This is a genomic window from Roseateles sp., assembly GCF_039595295.1.
Taxonomy (GTDB): Bacteria; Pseudomonadota; Gammaproteobacteria; order Burkholderiales; family Burkholderiaceae_C; genus Roseateles.
On record NZ_JBCNLU010000009.1, the window covers coordinates 12,436 to 29,221 of the forward strand.

A 16,786-nucleotide genomic window follows, 5' to 3' on the forward strand; every position below is an offset into this window, starting at 1 on the left:
CTCACCCCGGCAGGATCTCGCGCGCGATGGTGTTGCGCTGGATCTCGCTGGTCCCCGTCAGGATGCGCATCATCCGCAGCTGTCGGAAGGCCAGCTCCACCGGATGGTTCTGCGTCACGCCCACATTGCCGTGGATCTGCACCGCGCGATCGGCGATGGCAAAACAGCGCTCGCTGATGAAGAGCTTGCAGGCCGAGGCCTCCCACTTGAGCGGATCGCCGGCATCGGCGCGCATGGCCGCGTTCAGCATCATGCTTTCGCAGGCGAAGAGCTCGGTCTGCATGTCCGCCAGCATGTGCTGGATCGCCTGGAAGCGCGCGATCGGTCCGCCGAACTGCTGCCGCTCGCAGGCATAGGCGATGGACATCCGATGCACCCTGCGCGCGATGCCGATCATCGTCGCCGTATGCAGCAGCCGGTTCAGATGGATGCGCGCCATGCCCAGCCGCAGACCGGTGCCGAAGCCGCCGATCACGTTGCTGACGGGAACGCGGACCTGGTCGAAATGGATGTCGGCGTCGATGTGCTGACCCGACATGGGCACGTAGCTCGAATCGACGCGCACGCCCGGCGCGTCGAGCTCGACGAAGACCGCGGTGATGCCCTTGGGACCCGCTTCGGGGTCCGTCACGCACATCACGATGGCGATGTCCGCGAAGGGGCTGCCGGTGATGAAGTGCTTCTGGCCGGTGATGATCAGGTCCTCGCCGTCGCGCTCGGCGCGGGTGCGGATGCTGGCGGCGTCGGAACCCGAATGCGGCTCGGTCATCGCGAAGCACACGCCCTTGTCGCCGTTCATCACCGGCGTCAGGAAGCGCGCGCGCTGGTCCGCCGTGGCGATCGCCATCAGGTTGCCGATGCGCGGCGGTCCGCTGAGCTCGCCCAGCACGTGCATCGCGAAGAGCGCACCGGTCGAGGCCAGCTCCGCCTTGAGCAGACACAGCTCCACCGTCGTCAGCCCGGGGCCGCCGAGCTCCGTCGGCATCGCCGCCGTGAGCAGCCCCAGCGCATGCGAGCGCTTCCAGATGTCGCGCAGCACCTCGCGCGGCAACGGGTCGTCGGGTTGGAGGCCGAGCTTGCGTTCCAGCGGCAACAGCTCTTCCTCGATGAAGCGCAGCGCGCGGGTGCGCAGGTCGTCGTAGACGGGGCGGGTGATGCTCATGTTCATCCTCAATGGACCTGGCGCTCGTGACCGGCCCAGAAGGGCTGACGGACTTCCTTGCGAGCGATCTTGCCGTTGGCGTTCTTGGGCAGCGCCGTGACGATCTCCACGCTGCGCGGGGACTTGTAGTCGGCGAGGTAGCGGCGGCAATGGGCGATGAGCGCGTCGGCATCGACGCCGGCCCCGCCGCGCGGCACGACGACCGCCTTCACCGCCTCGCCCCAGCGGGCGTCGGGCACGCCAATGACGCAGGCCTCGTAGACATCGGGGTGGCGATAGAGCACCGCCTCCACCTCGGTCGGATAGACGTTGAATCCGCCCGAAACCACCATGTCCTTCTTGCGGTCGACGATGTAGAGGAAGCCTTGTTCATCGCGGCGCGCGAGGTCGCCGGTCAGCAGCCAGCCGTCGCGCACCGCCTCGGCGCTCAGCGCCGGCTCGCGCCAGTAGCCGGCGAAGACGTCTTCGCCACGGATGACGATCTCGCCGATCTCGCCGACCGGGACTTCGCGGCCCTGCTCGTCGACGACGCGCACCTCGGTCTCGCCGTAGGGTCGGCCGCAGGACGCGAGACGATGCGGCGCGCTCGCCAGTGCCTCGGCGTGATCGCGGGTGGACAGCGAGGCCACGGCGGAGGTGGACTCGCTCAGTCCGTAGCCCTGGGCCAGCACGGGGCCGATGCGGCGCCAGGCCTCCTCGACGCGGGCCGGCGCCATCGGCGCGGCGCCGTAGCTGAGCTGGCGCAGGCTGGAGAGATCGGCCTGGTCGAGGAAGGGCTCTTCCAGCAGCGCGTGGATCATGGCGGGCACCATGAAGGCGTGGGTGATGCGGTGCTCGCCGATCGCCTCGAGGAAGGCCTTCGGCTGGAAGCGGTCGAAGAGGTGGAGCGTCGCGCCGGCGTAGAGGAAAGGCTGCATCAGCATGCCGCTCGCATGCGTGATCGGACCGACCAGCGCGATGCGGTCGCCAGGCCGGGGCGCGCCTTCGTTGCGGAACAGCACCTTGCGGATGCACGCGCGGCGGTTGCCGAAGGTCTGCATCGCGGCCTTGATCTTGCCGGTCGAGCCGGAAGAGAAATGCAGGACGGCGAGGTCGTCCTCCGACACGGGGACATGGACCGGAGCGTCGGGGGCGGCGGCCATCAGGGCCTCGGCGTCGAGGTGGCCGTCGGCCGGGCCGGCGAGGCTGATGAAGTGGCGCACGGAGGCGAAGCCGGGCGTGTCCGGGCCGCGATGGGTGAAGCCGGCGCCGGCGAGGAAGACCAGCGGCTCGGCGCTTTCGGCGACGTCGCGGGCCTCGTCCTCGGTAAAGCGGGCGTTGAGCGCGACCTTCACCAGACCGGCCTTGAAGAGCGCGGTTTCCAGCACCACCAGCGCGGTCGCGTTGCGCGACTGCACGGCGACGCGGTCGCCCTTGGACAGCCCCAATCCGATCAGCGCGGCGGCGAGGCGATTGCTGCGGGTGTCGAGCTCGCGAAAGCTGATGCTGTCGTTGCCGCACACGACGGCCGGCCGCTCGCCCCAGAAGCGCGCGCCGTTCCGGATGTGCCTGCAGATGTCCCACGTGGTCATGGGTTGTCTCCGTTGTTGTGACTGCAAGTGCGATGCAGTCTGGAACGGGCGGGACATTCCCGCAACGCACGGTATGGCACATTGCGATGAGAATTTGTCATCGAGTCGCGGACTGCCAAGCGCGCGGTGCCGGATGACTCCCTCTCCCGCGTTGCGGGAGTGGGGGGCCAATCGGAGATCGCGCGGCCACTCTGACTCCCTCTCCCGCTTGCGGGAGAGGGCGGGGGAGAGGGTCTTCGCGCTCGATGAAGGAAACCTCATGAACCTGAACGACATCGACTACCTCGTCGCCGTGGCGGAGCACCGGCACGTAGGCCGTGCGGCGGAGGCGCTGGGGCTGACGCAATCGGCGTTGACACGCGCGTTGGCACGACTCGAAGCGCTGGCGGGCTTACCGCTCTTCGAGCGTCATCCCAAAGGCGTGATGCCGACAGAGGCGGGCCTGGCCTTCCTTCGCCGCGCCCGTCGCATCCAGCTCGAGTACGACGACACGCTCAGCGAGCTGCATCAGATGAAGACCGGGGAGCTCGGCATTCTGCGCATCGGCTACAGCCCGTCGACGGACGTGGAGCGGCTGATGCGGGTGGTGCGACGGCTGCTGATGGAGCGGCCGGTGGCGCGCATTCACCTCAGCGAGCGGCTGATGCACTACCTGCTGGCGGATCTGGACGCGGGCGAGGTGGACGCGGTGGTCGCGCCCTTGCCGCAGCCGATGCCGGCGCAGCTGGAGGCGCTGCGGCTGTGCGACGACGAGCTGCAGGTGATGGCGGATGCGGGGCACGCGCTGAGGAAGCGCAAGGCTTTGGGTGTCGCGGACATCGCGGCTCAGCCTTGGCTGCTGCCGCCGGCGGACACCCGGCTGCGGCGGGAGCTGGAGCGGCTGGTGCAGGTGTCGGGCCTGCCGCCGCTGACCGTGAGGATCGAGGCCGCGGCGACGAATCTGAACACGATGCGGCTGCTGTGCGGGACGCCGTTGCTGACGCTGAGCAGCAGCTGGTCGCTGGAGCCGCTGGCGTCGATCGGGTTGAGGCCGCTGCCGATCGCGTTGCCGGCGTTGAAGCGTAGGATCGGGTGGATCACCCGCAGGCATGGGCATCGCTCGCCGTTGTTGGAGAGGATGGAGGAGTTGTTGAAGGACGAGTTCGGGACGGGGAGACGGCGCGCGTCGTGACGCGCGCCGTTCGGAGTTCAGAGGCTCACTCCGCCTTATCCCCCGCCGCCTTGATCACCGGCGCCCACTTCTTGATCTCCGCCGCCGTCTGCGTGCTCAGCGCCTGCGGCGTCAGTCGGCTGTCCACCGGCACGACCACGCCCATCTCCTGGAAGCGCTTGACCACATTCGGATCCGCCAGCGCATGGCGCAGCGCCAGGTTGAGCCGATTCACGATCGCCGGCGACGTCCCCTTCGGCGCATACAACCCGTGCCACACCGCCAGCTCGAACCCCGGCAGTCCGCTCTCCGCGAAGGTCGGCACATTCGGCAGCTGCGGCACGCGCGCCTTCGTCGCCATCGCATAGGCCTTCAGCATCCCCGACGCCACATGCGGCCCGGTCGCCACCGGTTGATCACAGATCAGATCGACGTTCCCCGCGATCAGATCCTGAAGCGCCGGCCCGGTCCCGCGATAAGGAATCATCGTCGCCGTCGTATGCGCCGTCTGGTTGAACAGCATCGCGCACAGGTGCGACGTCGCGCCCACGCCCGCATGCGAGAAGCGCACCTCGCCGGGCTTGGCCTTCATGTACTTGATCAGGTCCGCGACCGTCGCCGGCGCGAAGTCCTTGTTGCGGACCAGGATCATCGGCACGTCGCCGGCCAGCGAGATCGGTGCCAGGTCTTTCGTGACGTCGAACGTGAGCTTCGGATACAGCGAGGGCGCCGTCGCGATGCCCATGTTGTGCAGCAGCACCGTGTAGCCGTCGTTGGGCGCACGCACGACCTTGGCCGTGCCGATGGTGCCGCCGGCGCCGCCCGCGTTGTCGACCAGCACCTGCTGGTTGAGATCGCGCGTCATCGCCTCGGCCAGCAGCCGCGCGATCACGTCGGTGGAGCCACCGGTGGCATAGGGCACGACCATCGTGATCGGCTTGTCCGGATAGGCCGCCAGCGCCGCGGTCGCCGTCGCCATCGATGCCGCCGCCAACGCGACGCCCAGGACCTTCTTTGCAATCTTTCGCATGTCTCTCTCCAGGACTCTCCAAGGGGTAAGGAATGCGCGGCCCGGTCCGTCGCCGGCCGCTGCGTGTCTGTCGATGCAGAAGGGGAGTGGCTGGCGCGTCAGACCGCGCCGATGCCGCCGAAGCTCATCAGCTTCAGCTCGGTGTATTCGTCCAGGCCGTGGCGGGAGCCCTCCCGTCCCAGGCCCGACTGCTTGACGCCGCCGAAGGGCACCGTCTCGCTCGAGATCACGCCGGTGTTGATGCCGACCATCCCGGACTCGATCGCCTCCGCGACGCGGAAGCAGCGCGCCACATCGCGCGAGTAGAAGTAGCTCGCCAGCCCGAACTCGCTGGCGTTGGCCCAGGCCACGGCTTCGGCCTCGTCATCGAAGACGACGAGCGGCGCCACCGGACCGAAGGTCTCTTCCTCCAGGCAGCGCATACCGGCCGTGACGTCAAGCAGCACCGTCGGCTGCATGAACCAGCCCGGCCCGTCGACCGCCTCGCCGCCCGTCGCCACGCGGGCGCCGCGCGAGCGCGCGTCCTCGACGTGCGACAACGCCTTGCGACGCGCCGCCTCATTGATCAGCGGCCCCTGCGTCACACCGTCCTCGAAGCCGTTGCCGGGCTTGAGCGCGCTCACGCGCTCGGTGAGGCGGCGGGCGAAGTCCTCATAGACGCTGCGCTGCACAAAGAAGCGGTTGGCGCAAACGCAGGTCTGACCCGCGTTGCGGAACTTCGAGGCGAGCGCGCCCTCCACCGCCGCGTCCAGGTCCGCATCGTCGAAGACGATGAAGGGCGCGTTGCCGCCCAGCTCCAGCCCGAGCTTCTTGACCGTCGGCGCGCATTGCGCCATCAGGAGCCGGCCAACCGGCGTCGACCCGGTGAAGCTGAGCATGCGCACCGTGGGCGAGGCGGTCAGCACCGCACCAATCTCCACGGCATCACCGACCAGCACGGCCAACACACCCTCCGGCACGCCCGCGCGATGCGCCAGCTCGACCAGCTTCAGCGCGGTGAGCGGCGTCAGCTCCGACGGCTTGAGCACCATCGCGCATCCGGCCGCCAGGGCCGGCGCGACCTTGCGGGTCACCATCGCGGCCGGGAAATTCCACGGCGTGATCGCGGCGCAGACACCCACCGGCTCTCGCACCACCAGCTGGCGCCGGTCCGGGGTCGCGGACGGAATGGTCTCGCCATGCAGCCGCCTCGCTTCCTCGGCGTAGAAGCGGATGTAGCTCGCGGCGTAGGTGATCTCGCCGCGCGCCTCGGCCAGGGGCTTGCCCTGCTCGGTCACCATGATCCGGGCGAGTTCCTCGGCGCTCGCCATGACCAGGTCGTGCCAGCTTTGCAGCACCTCGGCCCGCGCATGGCCGCCGCGCCGACGCCACTCGACCTGCGCCACACGCGCGGCCTCGACCGCCGCGAGCGCGTCCCCGGCCGTGGCCTTGGGCACCTGCGCGACACGTTCGCCGGTCGCGGGGTTGATGACGTCGAAAAACGCGCTCATGCGGCTCATGGGGTCAGGCCTTGCCGACGAAGCGGTAGAGCTCCGTGTGGTCCGCACCGGCGCCCAGCGTTTCCGAGGCCTCGGTCGTCATCGCGTACACGTCCTGCGCCAGCGACATCGGCAATCCCATCGCGCGGCCCAGCGACGCGGCGATGCCCACATCCTTGGCCTGCAGCGCGAGCGAGAAGCCCGAGTTGAACGAACCGTTCAGCATGAACTGATGGGCCTTGTTCTCGGTCGTGTTGTTGCGACCGGTGGAGGCCTGGATCACATCGACGATGGTCGCGGGGTCGATGCCGAAGGCGGCGCCCACATGGATGGCCTCGGCGGTCGCGATCAGCGCGGCGGCGGAGACGTAGTTGTTCAGCGCCTTCAGCGCGTGGCCGGCGCCCACCGGGCCGACATGCGAGATCGCCTTGCCCAGTGTGTCCAGCACTGGGCGGACGCGCTCGAAGGTCGGGATGTCGCCGCCGACCATGATGGCCAGCGTGCCGGCGACGGCCTTCTTCACGCCGCCGGATACCGGCGCGTCGATCAGCGTGACGCCGTGTTCCTGCAAACGCGCGGCCAGGGCGCGGGTGCGGTTGGGATCGGCGGAGCTCATCTCGATCACCGCCGTGCCCGGCTCGAGCACGCCGGCCAGCGGTGCGAGCACGGCGTCGACGATATCGGAGTTGGGCAGCATGGTGATGAGCACCTCGCAGGCTGCGAAGTCCGCCGCGCCTTGCGCGATGCGAGCGCCGGCGTGGGCGTCGACGAAGCTGGCGGCGACCTCGGGGCGCGCGTCCTGTACGACCAGCTCATGGCCGGCGGCGTGCAGCAGGTGGGCCATGGGCACGCCCATCATGCCCAGGCCGATGAATCCGATGCGGGTCATGGCGGCGGCTCCTCAGGCGTCCATTTCCTTGAACACCTCGGCGGCGACCCGGAACGAGTCGATCGCCGCCGGCACGCCGCAATAGATCGCCGTCTGCAGGAAGACTTCCTTGATCTCGTCGCGCGTCAGGCCGTTGTTGATGGCGCCGCGCACGTGCAGTTTGAGCTCGTGCGGACGATTCAGCGCGGTGATCATGGCCAGGTTCAGGAAGGAACGGGTGCGGCGGTCCAGACCCGGGCGGTTCCAGACGTCGCCCCAGCAGTACTGCGTGACCAGCTCCTGCATGTCGATGTTGAAGTCGGTGGCGTTCTTGATCGACGCATCGACGTACTCGGCGCCCAGCACCTCACGGCGGGTCGAGAGGCCTTGGTCGAACAGGGCCTGGTTCTTCGGGGCGTAGGCGCGGGTCATAGGAAACTCCTGGATCGGTGAGGGGATGAAGAGGGGGACGAGGTCCGGGGACCAGGTGGGGGACCGCCGGGCGGCGATCGATGAAGCTCAATGTAGTCGGATTGTCTGACAATCCGACATTGGGAATGTATGGATTGAAGTCAGCATCGACGTGCTGTATGACAATCCGCTTGTCTGCGCCAGCGCTGTCCGAATGTCCGGACATCGCCCCGAGCGCCGGTAGGATCCCGCCCCATGAGCCTTGTGAAAGTCGCCCGAGAAGAAACATCGCTGCGCCAGCGCGCGACGCAAGCGCTGCGCACCGCCATCCTGGACGGCGTGCTGGCGCCGGGTCAGAAGCTGTCGGAGCGGGAGTTGTGCGAGAGCCTGGAGGTCAGCCGCTCCTGCGTGCGGGAGTCGCTGCAGCACCTGCAGGCCGAGGGGCTGATCACCATCATTCCGCACCGCGGGCCGGAGGTGACCAGCATCTCGCGCGACGAGGTGCGGGAGATCTACGAGGTGCGCGCCAGTCTGGAGAGTCTGGCCGGCCGCGGCTTCGCGCTGAACGCGTCGGCGGACTTGCGGGTGGCGCTGCGGGCCAAGCTCACCGAGCTGGCCCAGGCGCATGAGGCGGGCGATCGCGCCCGCATCCTGACGATCAAGAACCAGTTCTATGACATCCTGGTCGAGGGCTGCGGCAACGCGGTGGCCGGGCAGATGCTGCGCCAGCTCAACAACCGCGTGACGGTGCTGCGGCGCTTGTCGATGGCGCAGCCGGGTCGGCTACCCCACACGCTGCGGGAGCTCGACGCCATCGTCACCGCCATCGAGCAGCGCGATGGCGAGCTCGCCGCCCGGCTGTGCGGCGAGCATGTGAAGCAGGCCGTCGAGAACGTGCTGCGCAGCATGGGCCGGTGATGAAGGGGGCGTCGGCATGAAGCCGAGTGGCGTCGGGGTCCAGATTCGGCGGACAGCGACAGCTCACCAGGGCTCTTTCACCGGAGCGCGCAACATCACCTCCTGATGCCCCTTCCCCGCCGGGATCATCGGGAAGCAGTTCTCCGTGGGCGTGACCGCGACGTCGAGGAAGAAGGGGCCTTCGCTCGCCAGGCATTCGGCGAGCGCCTCATCCAACTCCTCCCGTCGCTCCACCCGTCGCGCGCCCCAGCCGAAGCCTTTCGCGACCGCGACGAAATCCGGCAGACAGGCGTTGTAGCTATGGCTGTAGCGCTCGCCGTGATGCAGCTCCTGCCACTGCCGCACCATGCCCATGTGGCCGTTGTTGCAGAGCACGACCTTCACCCCCGCGCGGTGCTGCCGCGCCGTTGCCAGCTCCTGCAGATTCATCAGGATGGACGCGTCCCCGCTGACGCACACGACCAGCTTGTCCGGATGCGCCACCTGCGCGCCAATCGCCGCCGGCAAGCCATAGCCCATGGTGCCCGCACCGCCCGAGGTCAACCAGCGCCTCGGACGCTCGAAAGCCAGATGCTGGGCCGCCCACATCTGATGCTGACCCACGTCGGTCGAGACGATCGCATCGCGTCCCTCCAGTCGAGCGCGCAGCCGCGCCATCAAGGCCTGCGGTGCGATGACCGCGGGCGTGTCCTCGAAGTCCAGCGAGCGCTGGGCCCGCCAGCCCTCGATGCGCGACCACCAATCGGCGAGCCGCGCCGCCGGCATTGCGCGACGCGCCAGCGCGCGACGCAGCCGCGGCAGCACCGTGTCTGCATCGCCGCACAGCGCCAGGTCGGCGCGACGCACCTTGTCGATCTGCGCCGGATCGATGTCCAGATGAATCACCCGCGCGCCCGGCGCGAAGCTGTCCAGCCGACCCGTCACCCGGTCGTCGAAGCGCGCGCCCGCACACACGATCAGATCGGCGTGATGCATCGCCAGATTGGCCTCCAGCGTGCCGTGCATGCCCAACATCCCCAGCCAGCTCGGCGATGACGCCGGGACCGCGCCCAGCCCCATCAGCGTCAGCGTGCACGGCGCCTGCGTCGCGTCGACGATCGCCGTGAACTCCGCGCATGCGTCCTCGCCCGCGTTGATCAGCCCGCCGCCGCCGTAGAACACCGGGCGACGCGCCGCAGCGATCCAATCGGCGGCCTGCTCGATGGCCTGGACTTCCACCGGCTGCGCAGTCGTCGTAGGCGCCCGCTCACGGCGAGCCTCGGCAGCGGCCCGCTGCGCGATCGCCAGCTTGTTCATCGACACCGTCTTGCCCTTCGACTTCGCCACCGGGTCCAAGGGCGACGCGAGCTGCACATCCTTGGGCATGTCCAGCAGCACCGGCCCCGGCCGACCGCCTCGGGCGATCTCCACGGCCTTGCGCACCATCCCGGCGACGTCGCCGCCCGGTCGCAACTGCGCATTCCACTTGGTCACCGGCCGCGAGATCCCCAGCGCGTCGCACTCCTGGAAGGCATCGGTGCCGATCACCGCGCTGTTGACCTGGCCGCTGATGCACAGGAGGGGAATGGAGTCGCACAGCGCGTCCAGCAGACCGGTCGTCGTGTTGCTCATTCCCGGGCCGGAGGTCACCAGCACCACGCCCAGCCGGCCCGTGCTGCGCGCGTAGCCCTCGGCGGCGTGCACCGCCGCTTGCTCGTGACGGACCAGCACGTGGCGCAGACGCGGCTCGCCGTGCAGCGCGTCGTACAGCGGCAGCACCGCGCCGCCCGGATAGCCGAACACCGTGTCGACGCCACAGGCCACCAGCGTGTCCAGCAGCGTCTGCGCGCCATTGAGCGCATTGAGCGCATTGAGCGCAATGGGCGCAATGGGCGCGATGGGCGGCTCCGACATCGCCCCCGGAATCGCCACATCAATCTGAAGCTCGGGATCGAATACGGGCGGTGCCTTGGCAGGCGGCTGGAGCTGGGCGGGGAGCGTGGCGTTCATATGCCCAGTGTCCCGGGGAGTCAGCCGCAATTGTTGCCGTTCTTGCCTCCTAGAATCACCGTCACAGCAAATCTTCCCGCCGAACGTCAATGGAACAGGAAATCAAGCTCGACAAGTTCGACCGCGCCATCCTGCGCGCTTTGCAGCGGAATGCTCGCGCCAGCCTGCAAGAGGTCAGCGACGAGGTCGGCTTGACCACCTCGCCGTGCTGGACCCGCATCAAGCGGCTGGAGGAATCCGGCGTCATCGAGGGCTACACCGTGAAGGTCAATGCCGAGAAGGTCGGCCGCCCCGAGCAGCTCATCGTGCAGCTCACGCTGAACAAGCACACCGACGCCGCCATGGCCGAGTTCGCGCGTCACCTTGAGGCCATCCCCGAGGTCATCGACGCCTATCTGGTCTCCGGCGATTACGACTACGTCCTGCGGCTGTCGGTGCGCGACACCCGCGACTACGAACGCCTGCTGCGCGAGAAGCTCTACAAGATCCCCGGCGTGCGCCACAGCAAGTCGAGCTTCGTGCTGCGCTGCCTGAAGGCGAGTTCGCTGCCGCTCTGATCCGGCCATCGGCCAAGAACGACGAGCGTCAGCGCTCGCCCGCCAGCCTGAACACCGCCACCGCCTCCACCAGCTTCTGCGCCTGCGCGCGCAGGCTCTCCGCGGCGGCCGCACTCTGCTCGACCAGCGCGGCATTCTGCTGCGTCGCGCGGTCCATCTGCGACACCGCCTCGCTGATCTGCGACACGCCCTGGCTCTGCTGCTGCGAGGCCGCGCTGATCTCGCCCATGATGTCCGTCACCCGCTGGATGGACTGCACGATGGCCGTCATCTTCTCGCCCGCCGTCGCCACCTGGCTCGAGCCCCGCTCCACGCGCGCGCTGCTGGTGCCGATCAGCGTCTTGATCTCGCGCGCCGCCTGCGCGCTGCGCTGCGCCAGCGTGCGCACCTCCTCCGCCACTACCGCGAAGCCGCGTCCCTGCTCGCCCGCGCGCGCCGCCTCGACCGAGGCGTTCAGCGCCAGGATGTTGGTCTGGAAAGCGATGCCGTCGATCGTGCCGATGATGTCGCCGATGCGCCGCGAGGACTCGTCGATCTCCGACATCGTCGACACCACCTCGCCCACCGCGCCGCCGCCTTCGCCCGCCACCGACGACGCGCTCTGCGCCAGTTGACTGGCCTGACGCGCGTTGTCCGCGTTGTGCCGCACCGTCGCGCCCAGCTCCTCCATCGAGGCGGCCGTCTGCTGCAAGGCGCTGGCTTGCTGCTCGGTCCGGCTGCTCAGATCCGCATTCCCCTGAGCGATCTGCGCCGAAGCCGTCGCCACGCCCTCCGCGTTGCCGCGCACCGTGCGCACGATCTCGTTCAGTCGAGTCTGCATCCGCTGCAGCCCGGCCAGCACGCTGGTCGAGTCGTCCGCGGCGACGCGGATCTCCAGCGTGAGATCGCCGTCGGCGACGCGCTGCGCGAGATCCACCGCGAGCGCCGGCTCGCCGCCGATCTGGCGCCGAACGCCGCGCACGATGACAATGCTCAGCACCACGCCGCCCACCACCGCCAGCGCCATCACCGCGGCGATCGCCAGGCTGCCGGAACGGTGCGTCGCCGACGCCTGCGACGCGGCCGCGTCGGAGCCGCGGTTGTTGAAGTCCACCAGCTTGGCCACTTGCACGACCCACGCATCGAAGGCTTGCTTGGACGCGCCCAGATACGCGGCGCGGGCCTCCTCGAAGCGCCCGCTGCCGCCCCGCGACGTCGCCAGCACCTGGGTCTGCGCGTCGAGATATCGGTCGCGCAGCCGGCCGTACTCCTCGAAGAGTTTGTCCTCGTCGGGATGCTCGACCAGCGGGTCATAGGCCCGCTCCTGCTCGGTGAGCTTGCGCCGCAGGTCCGCCAGCCGCGCCTCGACCGCCGCCATGTCCGCCGCGCCCGTGTTGAGCACATGCTCGGCCTCGGCACGCCGCAGCTGGTTGGCCACCGAGCGCATGTCGCCGAGCATCTTCACTGCCGGCAGCCAGCGTTTCGCGATGGCCGTCGTGTGATCGTTGACCTCACCCATCCGATTCATGCCGAACAGGCCGATCAAGGCGGTCAACACCACCATGACGCCGAAGGCCAGGCCCAGCTTGCGGCCCAGCGTCATCCCGCCCGAGGCGCCGCCCCGGCTTGAAACCTCATCGCGCATCTCGCACCTCCTGGGCCGGAACGCCGGCCGATGCCAATTCCGCGGGCCGGCGCAGGGGCATCCTCACGCCGGCCGGGCCGTCCTTGACGGCAAATCATGCGCCCGGCAGGGAGACGCCGGCGATCACGCCCCCGTCCGGACGCAGCCTGCCCGCCGGGATCTTCAGCAGCTTCTTCATGTAGGCGCGCGACGCGGCCACATGCAGCCGGACCGCCTCGCGCGCCGCGGCCCCGTCGCCGTCCGCCACGGCTCGCAGCAAGGCGCCGTCGTGCATGGGCAGCACCATCAGCTCCGGCGCCAGCAGATCGACGCGCATCCGCCGGAAGGCCTCCAGCAGCCGCCCGCGCGCGGCCAGCATGCCTTCGGCCTGATCGTTGCCGCCCAGCCGTGCCAACTGCTCATGCAGCGCGTGATCGGCCGCCAGCAGATCCCGCACCACCCCGCGCCGCGCGGCGTCCTCCATCCGGGCCAACCACTCCAGCCCGCGCTTCAGCCCCGCCGCAAAATCCATCGAGGCGGACTCCTGCGGCGATGGCTGTGCCAGCCCGGGAGGTGCCGCGCCCAGTTGCCCGAGCCGCATCCGACAGGCATTCGTCACCAGCATCGACTGCAGCGCCTCGCGGACATCGAAGTACTTGTCGATGAAGGGCTCGTCGACATCCAGCACCACCGCGCCCTTGTTCATCCGCATGTCCACCATGCCGTCGCCCTGCAATTGCAGCAGTGCCTCGCGCACCGGGACATTGCTGACGCGGTAGTGCACGCTCAATTCATTGAGCGTGAGGTGCTGGCCCAATCGCCAGTTGCCTTCCTCGATGTCGGTGCGGATCTGGTCGCGCAGACGCAGATAGGTCGGGGCATTGATCGGGTGATGGGAACGAACCATCGTGGAACTCCATCCAGTGAATGACTCGTCCACTCTAGGAAGTCGCGCGGCGCGGTAGGCGCGCCTTTGAACGCTCGGCGGCACGTTCTTGCCGCATCGCAATGAAGTCCGTGCGGCCGGGCGGATCCACCCGCCCATTCCCGTGTCGATCCGGCCTCGGCCTACCGGAATCTGTGGGGGCGCTCCCGAGACCGGGAGGCGCGCTGTCGGCTACGCGCGACGCTCCGACCCGGGCCACACGGACCAATGAATCGATGAACGCGCGCTGCCCATGCATTGACTCGGGTCGGTCCGGCGCCGCGACGCCATGCCAAGCGGCCCGGAATCGCCGCCCCGCGGTCGCCTGACGATCCCGACGCGCTACAGTCGCCGCCGGGAGGGTTCCGGCAGCCAGAGGCGAATGCCCATGTCGATACCCATTGGAGACGGCTGAATGGCCAAGTCGCTGAAACAAGTCCTGAGCCAGATCGAGAAGCTTCAGAAGGAAGCCGATGCGCTCAGGGCGAAAGAGATCTCCGGCGTCGTCGCCCGCATCCGCGAGGCGATCGACCATTACGGCTTGACGCCTGAAGAGCTGTTCGGTCCCGGCGTCCGCGGCGCGTCCGGCAAGACCGGCGCGACCCGCGTCGCGGCGGCGCGCAAGGCCCGCGTCGCCAAGCCCGCGCGCAGCGCCGGCACCCCGAAGTACCACGACGGCGCCGGCCGCACCTGGACCGGCGTCGGCAAGCGTCCCAACTGGTTCAAGGACGCCTTGGCCGCCGGCAAGACGGCCGAGGAATTGTTGATCGGCTGAGCGCTCGATCGGTTGAACGGCCGAACGGCTGAACGGCTGAAGTCCATTCGGCCGCCGCCACCTCCCACGCGGATCAAGCCTGTCCGACCGCGCGCAACTGCTTCAGCATCTCCACGGTGACGAGGGCGATCGGCCACTGCTCCCGCTCGCGCTCGTCCCGAAGCAATCCCTCGTTGGCGGAGATCGCGTTGCCCAGCTCCTCATGGATGGCATGTCTGCGCCACGCATGCTGCGCTGTCGAGTCCAACTGTGCGTGGTGTTCGCGCAGGGCCTTGGCGAAACACTCTGACAGCAGCGGACTCGTCTTCGGGAACTCGCCGTCGGCACCGTGGGCCACCCTCAACCACTCGAGACTGCGGTTGTCCATGTCCCTCTTGAGCAGCTCCATGACTTTTTGAATGGCCTTCGCCGCGCCATGTGGATACTTGCCGAAGGCCTCGGGCGTCACGGCTCGTCTGAAGGATCCTCCCCAGCCGAGGGGATAGGACTTCGCAAAACACCGGGCCACTGCCCCGCAGCATGCGTGCAGCGCGATCAGTTCGGCTGGTTTAGCTGGTTTAGCTGGTTCGATCGGGGCGACCGTCCTCGACAACGTTGGATTGCCGGCGCGGATCGGCAAGGACGGGGCGCTCGATGTCGCCTGGCTCGAGCGTGGCAGGTCCGCCGACCGCCTGACGACCCCGATCACCCGAGCGGTGGCCGCGAACAGACATTCATCCGGGTGGACATCCGTCCGGCCATGGGCCTGCTGATGTTTGAAATGCTTCTGCATGGCTTCGTTGACCTGCTCCTCGGAAAGCGCCTGAGACGCCTCCGCCGCCCTCTCCGCGCATCTCAGGGCATGAAGAATCGCTGCGACATCGCCGGCTTCTCCGTGGAACGTGGCACCACCGATGGCGACGCGCAACGGGCTACTTTGCTGCTCCGCGGACGCCCCCTCGTCCTTGCGCGCCTTGCAGCGTGACGCATTCACCAGCAGGCACCGCAGCACCTCGACGGTCTTCTCCGGCTTCAGAGACGCATCCACGGCGACGAGCGGCACGTGCCGACGCGGCACGACGTATTCGCCGCGCATCTGAAACAGGCGCAGGTGGTTGAGGATGGGCGTCTCGACCCACAGCTGGCGATCAGAAGCGTCGCACCGGCTGGTCGGGTGATGCCCCTCGGGCAGCTCGACGCCGAGCAGCGAGGGCAAGCGACCGCGTTCCACGATGACGACGCCGGACGGCTCGGCATCGAACAGTCCGCACAGCAGACGTGTCTGCTCAAGATTCAGAGGCGAGGAGAGATCTTCACCCAGCTGACCGCCGTCTGTACGCGGCGAAGAGAACTGGGCGCTATCAGGGATCTTGAACGGCAGCACCTCGATGCCGTGCGATCCCAAGGGCGGGAGGAGCTGACCGATCACATCCATCCCCGCCAGCCTTCCCTGGCCAGAGAGCCGAGGCACGCGGACCTCGGCCGCCGGCTCCCGCTGCACCGTCGACTTGAGGATGTCCGGCGAATCAGCCGTCCAAGCGCCGGGCGCCGAGCTTTGGGGCGGGGAGGAGAGCAGCATGACAAGCGCCTGGGGGTCGTGAAGAGGCCGGTCAGTCGGCGGCTCGCGCGCGCCGTTCCGGCCCTGCCGCCACCTCCTGCGCGAGGGCCGATCTCTCGGCCCGACCGCGTTTGCCGACATGCGCCAACTCATCGCCGACCTGCCTCATCGTGCCGAAGAGATCGCGGCAAGCGCGCCACTTGGCAGCCTCGCTGCCGCGGCTCTCATTGATCGCCATCTGCAGATACTCGCCACGCGTCGCATGGCGTGCGAACACCTGTTTCTGCGCGTCCGACAGGCCCCTGACGGCGACGCGGACCATCGCTTTCACAAGCGTCGCGTAGACCGCCATGAGGGCCGCCCGGGGCTTGTCGGCATTGCGCTCCTCAAGGTCGGACCACAAGCCGACCGCCAGCGTCTCGAACTGGAAGCTGTCGGTCGAGCGTCGAAGATCATTGACCGCGACACGGCTACCGTAGTGATGCGCCAATGTCACGCTGGGCCTCAGGTCGAAACGATGAGACCGCGCAAAGGTGCGGACGGCATCGCCGATGAACTTGCCCATGCTCTTGGTCAACACGGGGGACGGCATCACAATCCCGCTGGGCGTCACCGCCACGGTCGAGCACTCCCCACCCGTCGCGATCATGCGCACAAAATCCAGATCCGCATAGATGCAGGCGTCCTCCCGGGCGGTCACGCCTCGATCCCGCGTCGCGGGCTCGCTCTGGCTCGAATTGCTCCACGCGAGCTCGGCGTAATGAGACGCTGGCGTGGGAATGGGGGAAGAACTGGCGGATCCATCAATTGAA

15 protein-coding genes are annotated in these 16,786 nt (G+C 68.5%); 4 read left to right on the forward strand and 11 right to left on the reverse strand.

Annotated elements, in window-relative coordinates; translation table 11 throughout:
* Position 1: 1 nt before the first annotated feature.
* Both ABDW59_RS08970 and ABDW59_RS08975 read right to left on the reverse strand, forming a co-directional pair.
* Positions 2–1,168: an acyl-CoA dehydrogenase family protein gene (locus tag ABDW59_RS08970; protein ID WP_343629353.1), complete on the reverse strand. Its 1,167-nt coding sequence runs from the start codon at positions 1,166–1,168 to the stop codon at positions 2–4.
* A 2-nt stretch (positions 1,169–1,170) separates the two neighbouring features.
* Positions 1,171–2,733, reverse strand: coding sequence for an AMP-binding protein (locus ABDW59_RS08975; protein WP_343629354.1), 1,563 nt, complete (start codon positions 2,731–2,733; stop codon positions 1,171–1,173).
* Positions 2,734–2,992: 259 nt separating this feature from the next.
* On the opposite strand from ABDW59_RS08975, the gene ABDW59_RS08980 reads away from it, so the two are divergent.
* Entirely contained in the window at positions 2,993–3,904 is a 912-nt protein-coding gene (locus ABDW59_RS08980) for a LysR family transcriptional regulator (protein ID WP_343629355.1), read from the forward strand.
* Between the two features lie 25 nt (positions 3,905–3,929).
* Here ABDW59_RS08980 and ABDW59_RS08985 read toward each other — a convergent pair whose 3' ends face one another.
* The 4 genes from ABDW59_RS08985 to pcaC form a co-directional block, all read right to left on the reverse strand.
* A complete protein-coding gene (locus ABDW59_RS08985) occupies positions 3,930–4,913 on the reverse strand; it encodes a tripartite tricarboxylate transporter substrate-binding protein (protein WP_343629356.1) in 984 nt (327 codons plus the stop codon).
* A 98-nt stretch (positions 4,914–5,011) separates the two neighbouring features.
* On the reverse strand, positions 5,012–6,412 hold the full coding sequence (locus tag ABDW59_RS08990) for an NAD-dependent succinate-semialdehyde dehydrogenase (protein WP_343629357.1): 1,401 nt from the start codon (positions 6,410–6,412) through the stop codon (positions 5,012–5,014).
* A 4-nt stretch (positions 6,413–6,416) separates the two neighbouring features.
* Entirely contained in the window at positions 6,417–7,280 is an 864-nt protein-coding gene (locus ABDW59_RS08995) for an NAD(P)-dependent oxidoreductase (protein WP_343629358.1), read from the reverse strand.
* Between the two features lie 12 nt (positions 7,281–7,292).
* Complete coding sequence (pcaC, locus tag ABDW59_RS09000; RefSeq protein ID WP_279755557.1) at positions 7,293–7,691, reverse strand: 4-carboxymuconolactone decarboxylase; 399 nt, start codon at positions 7,689–7,691, stop codon at positions 7,293–7,295.
* A 234-nt stretch (positions 7,692–7,925) separates the two neighbouring features.
* Here pcaC and ABDW59_RS09005 point away from each other — a divergent pair, with 234 nt between their 5' ends.
* Positions 7,926–8,588: a GntR family transcriptional regulator gene (locus ABDW59_RS09005; RefSeq protein WP_343629360.1), complete on the forward strand. Its 663-nt coding sequence runs from the start codon at positions 7,926–7,928 to the stop codon at positions 8,586–8,588.
* Positions 8,589–8,651: 63 nt separating this feature from the next.
* Here ABDW59_RS09005 and ilvB read toward each other — a convergent pair whose 3' ends face one another.
* Entirely contained in the window at positions 8,652–10,481 is a 1,830-nt protein-coding gene (ilvB, locus tag ABDW59_RS09010) for a biosynthetic-type acetolactate synthase large subunit (RefSeq protein WP_343629508.1), read from the reverse strand.
* Positions 10,482–10,666: 185 nt separating this feature from the next.
* On the opposite strand from ilvB, the gene ABDW59_RS09015 reads away from it, so the two are divergent.
* Entirely contained in the window at positions 10,667–11,134 is a 468-nt protein-coding gene (locus tag ABDW59_RS09015; RefSeq protein ID WP_343629361.1) for an Lrp/AsnC family transcriptional regulator, read from the forward strand.
* Positions 11,135–11,162: 28 nt separating this feature from the next.
* Here ABDW59_RS09015 and ABDW59_RS09020 read toward each other — a convergent pair whose 3' ends face one another.
* Both ABDW59_RS09020 and ABDW59_RS09025 read right to left on the reverse strand, forming a co-directional pair.
* Entirely contained in the window at positions 11,163–12,758 is a 1,596-nt protein-coding gene (locus ABDW59_RS09020) for a methyl-accepting chemotaxis protein (RefSeq protein WP_343629362.1), read from the reverse strand.
* A gap of 94 nt (positions 12,759–12,852) precedes the next feature.
* A complete protein-coding gene (locus ABDW59_RS09025; protein ID WP_343629363.1) occupies positions 12,853–13,644 on the reverse strand; it encodes a GntR family transcriptional regulator in 792 nt (263 codons plus the stop codon).
* Between the two features lie 433 nt (positions 13,645–14,077).
* Here ABDW59_RS09025 and ABDW59_RS09030 point away from each other — a divergent pair, with 433 nt between their 5' ends.
* The gene (locus tag ABDW59_RS09030) at positions 14,078–14,437 is read left to right on the forward strand and encodes an H-NS histone family protein (RefSeq protein ID WP_343629364.1); all 360 of its coding nucleotides are present in this window, start codon (positions 14,078–14,080) and stop codon (positions 14,435–14,437) included.
* 73 nt (positions 14,438–14,510) lie between these two features.
* Here the strand turns inward: ABDW59_RS09030 and ABDW59_RS09035 are convergent, their stop codons facing one another.
* Both ABDW59_RS09035 and ABDW59_RS09040 read right to left on the reverse strand, forming a co-directional pair.
* Positions 14,511–15,995, reverse strand: a complete 1,485-nt coding sequence (locus ABDW59_RS09035; protein WP_343629365.1) for a hypothetical protein — start codon at positions 15,993–15,995, stop codon at positions 14,511–14,513.
* Positions 15,996–16,026: 31 nt separating this feature from the next.
* Positions 16,027–16,674 carry a hypothetical protein gene (locus tag ABDW59_RS09040; protein WP_343629366.1) on the reverse strand — a complete coding sequence of 216 codons (648 nt, stop codon included), beginning with the start codon at positions 16,672–16,674 and terminating at the stop codon, positions 16,027–16,029.
* Positions 16,675–16,786 lie beyond the last annotated feature (112 nt).

Excerpts from the sequence above, each read along its gene's own strand:
- ABDW59_RS08970 (WP_343629353.1), bottom strand. The coding sequence starts at position 1,168 with ATGAACATGAGCATCACCCGCCCCGTCTACGACGACCTGCGCACCCGC.
- ABDW59_RS08975 (WP_343629354.1), bottom strand. The coding sequence starts at position 2,733 with ATGACCACGTGGGACATCTGCAGGCACATCCGGAACGGCGCGCGCTTC.
- ABDW59_RS08980 (WP_343629355.1), top strand. The coding sequence starts at position 2,993 with ATGAACCTGAACGACATCGACTACCTCGTCGCCGTGGCGGAGCACCGG.
- ABDW59_RS08985 (WP_343629356.1), bottom strand. The coding sequence starts at position 4,913 with ATGCGAAAGATTGCAAAGAAGGTCCTGGGCGTCGCGTTGGCGGCGGCA.
- ABDW59_RS08990 (WP_343629357.1), bottom strand. The coding sequence starts at position 6,412 with ATGAGCCGCATGAGCGCGTTTTTCGACGTCATCAACCCCGCGACCGGC.
- ABDW59_RS08995 (WP_343629358.1), bottom strand. The coding sequence starts at position 7,280 with ATGACCCGCATCGGATTCATCGGCCTGGGCATGATGGGCGTGCCCATG.
- pcaC (WP_279755557.1), bottom strand. The coding sequence starts at position 7,691 with ATGACCCGCGCCTACGCCCCGAAGAACCAGGCCCTGTTCGACCAAGGC.
- ABDW59_RS09005 (WP_343629360.1), top strand. The coding sequence starts at position 7,926 with ATGAGCCTTGTGAAAGTCGCCCGAGAAGAAACATCGCTGCGCCAGCGC.
- ilvB (WP_343629508.1), bottom strand. The coding sequence starts at position 10,481 with ATGTCGGAGCCGCCCATCGCGCCCATTGCGCCCATTGCGCTCAATGCG.
- ABDW59_RS09015 (WP_343629361.1), top strand. The coding sequence starts at position 10,667 with ATGGAACAGGAAATCAAGCTCGACAAGTTCGACCGCGCCATCCTGCGC.
- ABDW59_RS09020 (WP_343629362.1), bottom strand. The coding sequence starts at position 12,758 with ATGCGCGATGAGGTTTCAAGCCGGGGCGGCGCCTCGGGCGGGATGACG.
- ABDW59_RS09025 (WP_343629363.1), bottom strand. The coding sequence starts at position 13,644 with ATGGTTCGTTCCCATCACCCGATCAATGCCCCGACCTATCTGCGTCTG.
- ABDW59_RS09030 (WP_343629364.1), top strand. The coding sequence starts at position 14,078 with ATGGCCAAGTCGCTGAAACAAGTCCTGAGCCAGATCGAGAAGCTTCAG.
- ABDW59_RS09035 (WP_343629365.1), bottom strand. The coding sequence starts at position 15,995 with ATGCTGCTCTCCTCCCCGCCCCAAAGCTCGGCGCCCGGCGCTTGGACG.